Consider the following 9485-nt stretch of genomic DNA (forward strand, 5'->3'; position numbering starts at 1 on the left):
CTGGAATTGTCAACATGATCCATTTTGTTGTTTTCTTGAACTTCTATTTCTTTTTTTTCAATATAACCGGAGATATACTTGATTTTACTAAATCGTTCGAGCATTTCTTCCGTACAAAATTTAATGGTATTAATATTTAGATTAATGGCTCGTTTAATTCTTCTCCCGCCTGATTCAGACATGCCCCGCCAGTTTTTAAATGATTCGGTAATTAATGCATAGGTGGGAATTGTCGTAATCGTTTTGTCCCAGTTTTGCACTTTAACGGTGGTTAAAGCAATTTCAATTATGTTTCCATCGGCACCATATTTAGACATTTCAATCCAATCACCATTAGCCACCATTCGATTGGCCGATAGTTGTATTCCGGCTACAAATCCCAAAATGGCATCCTTAAAAATGAACATCAAAATAGCCGTAAGAGCCCCTAAGCTGCTAAAAAGATAAATTGGCGTTTTGTTTAGCAAAATGGAAATGATAAAAATTCCGCTCGTAAAATAAATGAATATTTTAGCTACCTGAATAAATCCCTTTATCGGAATTCTATTTGAAATCTCATAGGTCCTGTAAATGCCCAGGGAAGCGTTTAGAAAGGCATCAAGTGCCAGTATGCCAATGCCAATCATGCAGATTAAAACTACCGCATTAATCATAGCGATCAACCAATCATAACCTACAAGAGGGGAGGGTATAGATACATAAATAACAAGGGCAGGAGCTAGGTAGGCTAGGCGATTGAATACTTTTTCTCTTAGGATCATATCATCCCACTGCGTTGCCGTTCTACCAATAATAGCGGTTAAACCTTTAAGGATAAAATGTTTGGCAATCCAATAGGCAACTAGGCTTAAAATAATGATCAGAACAAAAATTATAACTCTTGCCAAAGTATCGGCCGTAGATAAATCAAAGCCCCGGTTTACTAACCGATTTATAAGAATTTCAAGCATAAGTGCTCATGATTTGATTCAATTAATTTTCCCGAAACATTTAATTATAATCCCAAGTTCTAAGGCCTAGTTTATCAAAGGCAGTTTGACTATTTAGGCTTTATACGGGCACCAGAACCAAAGATAACTAAAGCATATGAAGGCGAGCTATAAAGTATCAATCGAATCAACTTTCAATTCATTGATGAATGACCAGCCGCTCAGCAGAAGCTAATTTAATTAGTGAATTGACGTTTTTAATAAAACTCGATATGAGCCGCCGACTTATAAACGGTATAACAATTCCTAAGAAGGGTCTGCAGGAAGCATATTTATACTTCTATAATCATAACAGACATGATGCTTTTGCTATTCTATTGGTAGAGGAATAAGATGTAGACTAGGTTTTACTTCAAATGGTTTCCTTCTCAAAATGACTTTTCACAAAAGCCTCTTTTTGATTATCCGTCATCTTATCTGCAGATTCAATGCATATTTTGATGTCTTTAAAATGTAAATCCTTCTTCAGATAATTGTGCAGCTCTGTTTTGGCATTTGTAGGTCCAAATAGAAGTACATGTTCGTATTTTAAAATCTCGTCGGAAATTTCTTTATAAAAAGCCTCATGCATTTGTTGCCTTTTATTATGCATCAGATTTTCATTTTTATGGATAGCTTCATCCTGTACATCATAAGTGAATTTTGACGTGATGGTATGGCTATCCTTCTCTGAATTTAAATCAATCAAATTGGCAGCTGCATGATCCATCCAGATGCCCAAGTTTTTCTTTGTTTCCACAATATTATTTTTTTAATAAGAACCGAATCACGGTTCATAAACATTTATTTAACCTTCCAGAGAATATTACAGAAATCTTCATCCTGAGAGAGAAGACCTTTAACCCGCTTTATTCATTAGAAAATCTCCCGATTTTATCGAGACTGTAGCTGAATTGCTTCAAATCAGTATACTTCGTCAAGCTCAGCACTGGCAACACCCATTTAAACTCAATCACCATATCCCTTCGACATTAGTTCAGGGTAAACGCTATGCTAATTTCCTTTAATTGTCAGATTTATTTCACTTTATCTACTCATTACAATTCTCCAATGCATAAACCGAGTTTAAATGGGTGTTTTCCATATGTTATCAAGTAAAAGACTTTTTACTTCTACGGTTATTTCCATGGTGATTTTTGACTTGATCGAATGACTGATTAAGCATGCGTCTTCTGCCTTTTTTAAGATTCTCATTGTTTTATTTCTATGAGTTTCATTGTGAATTACGACGGTAGGTTTTAGTGAAATTTCACTCATCATCATTCTGCCATCCACCATTTCTAGCTTGCCCTTTGCCTGGCTTCCGAAGCTTATAAAGTCTAATGTGGACTTTTCTGCAATGGCTAGAAAAGTGGTCATTAAACATCCATTAACTGCCGCCACAAGCAAATGCTCTGGTGACCAAATTCCTGAGATTCCATTGGGAAACTCAGGAGGAGTAGCCACTTCAATACAAATGCCATTTTTACTGTTCAATTCAGGAGAGCAGATAACTCCTTTGCTGCTGTTTTCCCATTTTATATCTACATTATAATAGTGCGATTCCATGTTTATATGTGTTATCGGTTTTTCTTTAATCTTTTCTTCGTAATTATTCTTAAAGGGTAATAAATAGGACAAAAAATAACTGCCTCCTTATAAGTAATACATGCGTAATTATGAAAAATGCTTATCTAGATCACTGGAAATAAGACTATAGTGTTCGAGGATGCCTAAGTCCAATCTATGAAACTCATGTTCCTTTTTATCATGATTTTAGTTTCTTTACTCTTCCAATAGCTACTTTTAATCAGTGTTTTTTGATGCCGCATTACTAGAAATGTTAGGTAACTCGGTTGGTTTTTATTTATCATGAATTTCATTCCTGTTCTTCATGATTAAATGCTAATGATTTTGTAATCGCCCAAGAATAGTTTCCAATGAAGCGGTAAGTTTAGCGATGGCACCAGAAATGGCTTTTTTCATGGTATCGGCTTCACATGAAACCGCTATCGGCTGACGACCTTCCATTCTGGCTTCCAACATACACTTCATATCCTTTACTCCTTTTTTACTGCCATTCTCATCAGACAGATGAACTTCAATTCTTGAGATATGAGAATCATACCTTTTTAGACCATCTTTAATTACTGAGGTAAAATAATCCTCATGTTTTTCGTCTCCTTTAATCGTTTTGTCTGTATTGAATTGTATTTTCATTTCTTGTTTTTGTTGATTGCGTAATTGTCTCTAATCTTCTTCAAGATCATTGTGATTATCTCCACCTATACTATAATAATTATTTTCTTCGTCCTCACTACCGACGCTTTCCTGTTGGTCGTCCAATTCTGAGCCTGGCACATCCAAATCATCGCCAGACATATCATCTTCGAAAGCCTTTTCGTTCGCTGCCCCCTTTTTTTGGTTGGGTGTTTTCTTTTTTGAAATATCCTCGGGGTTAATATCCGATTCTTCCTTGCTCTGTTGGTAGATATCCTCTGACGGCGGATAAACTGGATATCCAGAGAACTTCGCGTTTTCACTAGTTTTTGAGCTTACTTTACCCTTGTGTGTTTTAGCATAATCTGTAACAAGCTTCTCTAAAGATTGATAGTAAGCGTCTAGGCTTTTAGTATCTACTTCATTTTTTTCGGAGTTGTTTTCAGGCATTTCAGTAATGTACTTAGATAGCTCTGGGAATTCCTCGTTAATTGTGGTCGTAATTTTTATAATATCCTGTTCCAATTCTACTTTAGTTTTCATTATGTTTTATTTTTTAGTTGAACCTGGTTTAAAAACCTTTTTTATTTTAAAGGTCTAAAGGCTAAATTCCCTTTTTGTCAATAGCTCATATTTTTGAAAAATAATTAGCGGCGTTCTGTACATTTATTTAGATACGACATATGTGCTCATTTATATTCAAACGCTTTTTTAGGCTATGGCAGAAAATCAATGTCCTCATTATTGTAGTTAGATGCGTTACACATTTAGCATTTTAAGTTACATATATCACATGTTCTAAAATGTGATAGTATCGTGATAAGGGGCAACACATTCCGAAGAACTTTTTAAACCAAAAGATGGACTAGATTAAGGGGTTAAATACCATCCACCCAGATTGATTTGAGGGGATTATTCATTGATAATTTTATGAGGATAAAAAGAACTTAGTTCTCCATCAAGTTTTTCGCTTCCAGATACTCTTCTTTGCTAATCTGACCATTAGCGAATCTTTTTTTTAGAATGTCAAGAGGGCTGTCTTTTTTCGTTCTTTGACCTGGGATATTATAGGGCGTTGCAAAAATCCAGAAGATTAGGCCCATCCAAACCACCCACCATATAAAGTGCATTCCTACAAAGTGATAGCTTTCGTACTGCATCATAGTTTTATTTGTAATTAAAGAGTTTATAATTAGTCGATTACTAGAAGCTTATAGCGGCTTCAATATTAATTCCATCAAATTTTGCATCTGCAAATCTTCCATTCCATCCATTACCAGTATACTGCTGATTGACATATTCTACTTTGGTTATAATGTTTTCGGATATAAACCATCCTCCTCCAATATTTAACCGACTGATTTTTAAGTCTTCTATAGCACTTTCAAGGGTTTTGCCTTGTACTGTATTGTATCTTCCTCCAAGATAGAACCGCTCATTTTCACCAAAACGATAAAGCAACTCTGCAGCTAGTTGTGTAAAAGCCCCTTCTTTATCGGCCGCAGGAGTGGTGATTAGTTTATTTCCAGAGGCACGCTCATAAATACCGAAAAGCTCCAATCCCTTGTATTTTATAAACGGATTAATTTGCAGAGCTGTCAGTTTAACAAAACGAGCATTGTAACGGCCATCAAACTCGCTGCCTTCAGTATTACCAGCAGCATCGGGTAAAGTATGCAATACATTATAATATCTCGCACCAGTTCGGTCACCGCCGTATAACCAAGTACCCGTTGAAGTGCCTTGATTGGTATATGTAGAGCCTGTTAGTCGTATTCTCAACTCATTGTTTAATTGTTTGTCGAAACCTAGTTTGCCAAAAAACGAGAGCTTATTATCTGTGTTTTTATTCACAATCACACTCTGATTTAGCTTACCATTGGTGATTCCTGCTATGGCCAAAAAACCATTTTTCTGGAGCGTTACTTCCCCAAAGGCTTCTGTAGAAAATGCATCCATGATATAATTTCCAACAAAAGGGTTAAAAATGGCCCTAGCGTTGTCTGATCTTCGGAAATGTGCATCACCATAATTAAATTCATCAAGACCCACGGTGATAGTGGCTATTTTCATGATGTCTTCCAGAAAGCCAGGTTTTATAAAGTCCAGCTTGTCAATCTGAAGGTGGCCACCTTTTACCCATGCTTCTTGATGGTGTTGTGAGGAGAGATAGGTTTTCAAGTGCATTCTCACTCCGTCAATCAACTGCACGTCTATATTAAGATTTGCGGTTGGCAGATTTAGGTTTGAGCCGAGCTCCACTAAATTATTTGCGGAGTTACTTTGGGTGATAGATTGAAATTGCATAGCAAAGTCGCCGCCTACGCTAACTTTTAGCCCATCATAAGCTACCGAATCTACTTTTGATGTTTCAAAAACATTTAAACCACTTTGATTATTTGGTCTGAAAAACTGAAGCTTTGGTTGTTGTGCTTGAATAGTAAAAGAGAATGCACAAAATATTGCAATTAGAATAATTCTCATATTTAGATATTTTTTGATTTACAAAAAGTGCCTTAAGCTTCTTTTGTTTTTTTGTAGACGACAGAAAAATCAAGTGTAATGGCATTACCAGTTTTCATGGCTCCCAGCAGAAAAGTTGGCGGTTTTACCTGATAATCCGTCATTTTTAGCTGGTATGTACCTTTACAGCTAATCGTACCATTTGAATTCACCACACTATGCACATCTAAGGCTATCACTTTTGTGACGCCTGCAATGGTCAGCTTACCATTAGTTTTAAGTAGATAGCCGTCTTTCTCTGGAGATATTAAGACTGAGTTTAGGGTGTAGTTTATATCTTTGTGGGTATCTGATTTTAGAGCTTCGTAGGCATTTTTATCAAGTCCTTTATTATCACTTTTTAAATCTTTCACTTTTAGTCCAAACGATAGCGACTGAATGGATGAAAGTTCAGATGCATCCCCTTTTTTGAATGTAAATTGTGCATCTCCAGAAGCATCCATTGCCTGCATTTCCCAGTTGTGAAGTGTAGAAGTGCCCTTAAGCTTAATGTCTACATTGCTGGTTTTCTCTATTTTGTAGCTGGCCTGAGCGTAGCTCAAATTGGTGGTTCCAATCGACAGAATGAGAATTAATCCTTTTATATACTTCTTCATATTTTTTACTTTGGGTTTAAACAGTTTTTGTTCCCTTAATCGCCTTTTTAGAATGAATTGAATTTTTATTTTTTAGGATTTAGAACTACTTTATATCTAAAATTTTGCTTAGGAAAGTATATCCTTTCAATTCAATTATTGGCGAATGCAAAGGTCAAATAATCATTAGTTTAGGTGTTATGTAAATAATGAAGAAACTTACATGATTAACACATTTTGATTGAAAGTCTTCTAAGTCAAAGTAATACAAGACATTCATTTCAACTGTAGCTGTTGACTATGAATATTTGGTTTTTAGTATGCCTTTCAATGGTCTTTTTATCTGTCAAACCTGCTTTATCTCTCCCGCTTCTTTCATCAGAATATTTTTTATTTCTCGAGAAATTCCAGCTTTATCTTTCCAGATAAATTCTGCAATTTGAGATTTAGTTACACCAGTTTCTAAGTGTGATTGGATTTAAGGCCGAACCTTCAATTGGAGGAATAAATCAGATACGACCATCAAGAATGACTACTAGTATATTTAAAAACGGAAAACCAAACGTGCTACTTTGGGCAGCAGAGCCTATATGCAAGTGGAGGTCTTTCCAGAAGGGATTCCCCTAAAAGCTGACAATGGTGACCATTCAAAGAATAGACAGGAAGGTTTTAGAAAACGAAAGCTTAAACAATCATTTTTTTGAAAAATGCAACAGCCCTTAGCTCTTTGGGAGAAAAAGTTGCACAAGATAATTGGCTAAGCCAGATTCAACACTTATTGATGGCATTACAAGATGTCGAGGGATAGAAAAAATCCATACCCAGAATCTTATGGAAGTTCTATGTTACACTTTATTTAGAAGTCCAAGAATATAGATATTCCGGTTTAAAGTGAGCCATTGATTCCGAATAAAAAATTAATTTTGAAATGATCAAGAACAAAGCTTGGAAATGTTTTTCGAGACATAAATTTAAACAAGTAGAAAATGAAAGAATTCGATACTTCAGACTCTACGGGGGGTATTCTTATGAGCCTTAATTTTATTCTTGGTTCATATGCTTATGGAATTCGTGTGCCGTGGAAAGCTTAATGCAAATACCTTTGGGCGGTATAATTCATGGGAGCAAGTCATTTCCTTTTTCGCAGTTTATAATAGTACAATTCTGTTTATAAGTGCCTTTATTTTTTCTCCGGTTTTTTCTTTGTACTTATTCTAAAAGGGTAATATATAGGGCAAAAACCTACGGCACTGGTTATAAACAATAAACCTACTACCAATACGGAGATCGACGCCATAACGCCGGTAATCACATTATTGTAAACTAGTATGGCGATGAGAATGGCTATTGCTAATCTGATAGCCCGATCGATTGAATTCATGTTCCATTTCATAATAATTTTGGTTTTTTAGGTGTTATAAGTTGCACTAAGGTGTATTAATAGTTAGAGATAGCCAAACTCAATAGCGGATTAGGTTTGCTTTTGTTGGATATGATTGATTTTTCTATTTAAATGCTAATGATTTTGTCATCGCCCCAATTGATATTCAAAGTCTTGATAAATGCGAATTATGCCTTTCGTCTCCCTTTGTTGTTTTGTTCGCATTGTGTTTTCCTTTTAAAGAATGTTCTAATCTTCTTCCAGATCATGGTGATTGTCTCCGCCTATGCTATAATAATTATTCTCTTCATCCTCACTACCAATACTTTCCTGTTCGTCGTCCAGCTCTGACCCCGGCACATCTAAATCATCACCTGACATGTCGTCTTCAAAGCCTTTTTCGTTCATGGTGCCTGCTTTTTCATTGGGTGCCTTCTTTTTGGTAATATCTTCGGGGTTGATGTCCATTTCTTCTTTGCTTTGCCTATAAATGTCTTCTGAAGGCGGATAGATGGAATAACCCGGAAATTTTGAGTTTTCACTACTCGTTGGAGTTAGCTTATTCTTATCTGGTTTAGCATACTCTTCAATCAGCTTTTCTAAAGAATGATGGTAAGCCTGTAAGGTTTTGATATTTACTTCATTTTTCTTTGTGCGGTATTTAGGCATCTCAGGAATGTATTGTGAGAGCTCTGGATACTGCAAGTTGATAGTCGTCGTGATATTCATAATATCCTTTTCCAATTCTGAGGCTGATTTCATAAGTCTTATTTCATTTAGAGGTGAATGTGCATAGGTATAAGAATGATTATACCATTTAAAGATTTTGTTTTAGGTCAAAATCTCTTATTTCATCCGCCAAAGGGCAGAAAAGAATCAATGGCATTTAAGCATTAATTTATAAGCCAGATTTGTTCTCTTTTACGTTTCTGTTGCTTTTTCAGAATCAGGGTGGAATAACAATATACTAAATATTATAGTCAGATGTGTTACATCATAAGGGAATAAATTGCTGATATCGCATGTTTTGTAATGTGAAAGGTTGGGTTAATGGCAATGCATTTCTGTTAAAGTGGCTCCGTTTTCTCTAAAACATAAACAGGGTTTAATGGACAAAAGGTAGGGTATCCTAAAAACCAGGAGATGAGGCACATTTAGAGGATCTACTATATGAATGGAGGGGATTATTTCTAAATAAATTTCTTAACCTGTATTATAAGGAGAAAAGAATCGCTTCTTTCACGCTATATGAAAGTGTTTCATAGGCTAACCTTCCTTGTTTTAAGAGGGCTGGTATATGCTTAGTTTCTTGCTAATAAGATGGGCGGCCTTGTTTAGTTGGTAGATGACTATTTCTTGTTTTTCAGGACTGCAACGATATTCTGGTAAGAAGACGCTTATACCCGCAATTACTTGCTTGTTTAGAATTATTGGGACAGCAAAGCCCATCAAATGGTTGTGACTGAATTTAGTTTCCGCTATACCTTTCTCTCTTATTTTCGTTAGTTGTTCATGTAGGCCTTCTTTCGTGACTGCTTCAGGCCAAATCAGGCTCGTGGGTAAACCGTAGTATCCAAGAAAACGATCTAGCTCTTTTAGGGATAGATTAGAAAGCAAAAGTCGACCACTTGCTGTTTCATAGACGTTTTTCTCAGATCTGATTTGAACTTGGATGTCTTGGGTCGAATTTACAGAGTGTAAAATAAGGCGTTTGTAGTTTTTCATTACGCCTAAAACGCTAGACTCGTTAAGTGTTAAGGTGAGTTCTTCCATGACGCCCTTTGCTGCTTGTACTAAGTCTCTTTCATATGAGACACA

Annotated in this window: 11 protein-coding genes; all 11 read right to left on the reverse strand. The window is 35.8% G+C overall.

Annotation, left to right across the window (positions count from 1 at the left end):
* A partial coding sequence (locus ACTBZY_RS15220; protein ID WP_463047201.1) for a mechanosensitive ion channel family protein occupies window positions 1–950 on the reverse strand: 950 nt, incomplete at its 3' end.
* Window positions 951–1341: 391 nt separating this feature from the next.
* Window positions 1342–1728 carry a hypothetical protein gene (locus ACTBZY_RS15225; protein WP_463047202.1) on the reverse strand — a complete coding sequence of 129 codons (387 nt, stop codon included), beginning with the start codon at window positions 1726–1728 and terminating at the stop codon, window positions 1342–1344.
* Window positions 1729–2054: 326 nt separating this feature from the next.
* A complete protein-coding gene (locus tag ACTBZY_RS15230) occupies window positions 2055–2537 on the reverse strand; it encodes an OsmC family protein (protein WP_463047203.1) in 483 nt (160 codons plus the stop codon).
* 336 nt (window positions 2538–2873) lie between these two features.
* Window positions 2874–3188, reverse strand: a complete 315-nt coding sequence (locus tag ACTBZY_RS15235) for an HPF/RaiA family ribosome-associated protein (protein ID WP_463047204.1) — start codon at window positions 3186–3188, stop codon at window positions 2874–2876.
* Window positions 3189–3218: 30 nt separating this feature from the next.
* The gene (locus tag ACTBZY_RS15240) at window positions 3219–3731 is read right to left on the reverse strand and encodes a hypothetical protein (protein WP_463047205.1); all 513 of its coding nucleotides are present in this window, start codon (window positions 3729–3731) and stop codon (window positions 3219–3221) included.
* Window positions 3732–4135: 404 nt separating this feature from the next.
* Entirely contained in the window at window positions 4136–4351 is a 216-nt protein-coding gene (locus tag ACTBZY_RS15245) for an SHOCT domain-containing protein (RefSeq protein ID WP_463047206.1), read from the reverse strand.
* 40 nt (window positions 4352–4391) lie between these two features.
* The gene (locus ACTBZY_RS15250; protein ID WP_463047207.1) at window positions 4392–5672 is read right to left on the reverse strand and encodes a hypothetical protein; all 1281 of its coding nucleotides are present in this window, start codon (window positions 5670–5672) and stop codon (window positions 4392–4394) included.
* Window positions 5673–5704: 32 nt separating this feature from the next.
* A complete protein-coding gene (locus tag ACTBZY_RS15255; protein ID WP_463047208.1) occupies window positions 5705–6307 on the reverse strand; it encodes a YceI family protein in 603 nt (200 codons plus the stop codon).
* Between the two features lie 1159 nt (window positions 6308–7466).
* Window positions 7467–7667 (reverse strand): YgaP family membrane protein, encoded by a 201-nt coding sequence (locus tag ACTBZY_RS15260; RefSeq protein ID WP_463047209.1) that lies wholly within the window; start codon window positions 7665–7667, stop codon window positions 7467–7469.
* Window positions 7668–7916: 249 nt separating this feature from the next.
* On the reverse strand, window positions 7917–8429 hold the full coding sequence (locus ACTBZY_RS15265) for a hypothetical protein (RefSeq protein ID WP_463047210.1): 513 nt from the start codon (window positions 8427–8429) through the stop codon (window positions 7917–7919).
* 519 nt (window positions 8430–8948) lie between these two features.
* Window positions 8949–9485, reverse strand: a 537-nt coding sequence (locus tag ACTBZY_RS15270) for an IclR family transcriptional regulator domain-containing protein (RefSeq protein ID WP_463047211.1), incomplete at its 5' end; no start/stop codon positions are given.

The organism is Arcticibacterium sp., assembly GCF_055134445.1.

Excerpts from the sequence above, each read along its gene's own strand:
- ACTBZY_RS15230 (WP_463047203.1), bottom strand. The coding sequence starts at position 2,537 with ATGGAATCGCACTATTATAATGTAGATATAAAATGGGAAAACAGCAGC.
- ACTBZY_RS15235 (WP_463047204.1), bottom strand. The coding sequence starts at position 3,188 with ATGAAAATACAATTCAATACAGACAAAACGATTAAAGGAGACGAAAAA.
- ACTBZY_RS15240 (WP_463047205.1), bottom strand. The coding sequence starts at position 3,731 with ATGAAAACTAAAGTAGAATTGGAACAGGATATTATAAAAATTACGACC.
- ACTBZY_RS15245 (WP_463047206.1), bottom strand. The coding sequence starts at position 4,351 with ATGATGCAGTACGAAAGCTATCACTTTGTAGGAATGCACTTTATATGG.
- ACTBZY_RS15250 (WP_463047207.1), bottom strand. The coding sequence starts at position 5,672 with ATGAGAATTATTCTAATTGCAATATTTTGTGCATTCTCTTTTACTATT.
- ACTBZY_RS15255 (WP_463047208.1), bottom strand. The coding sequence starts at position 6,307 with ATGAAGAAGTATATAAAAGGATTAATTCTCATTCTGTCGATTGGAACC.
- ACTBZY_RS15260 (WP_463047209.1), bottom strand. The coding sequence starts at position 7,667 with ATGAATTCAATCGATCGGGCTATCAGATTAGCAATAGCCATTCTCATC.
- ACTBZY_RS15265 (WP_463047210.1), bottom strand. The coding sequence starts at position 8,429 with ATGAAATCAGCCTCAGAATTGGAAAAGGATATTATGAATATCACGACG.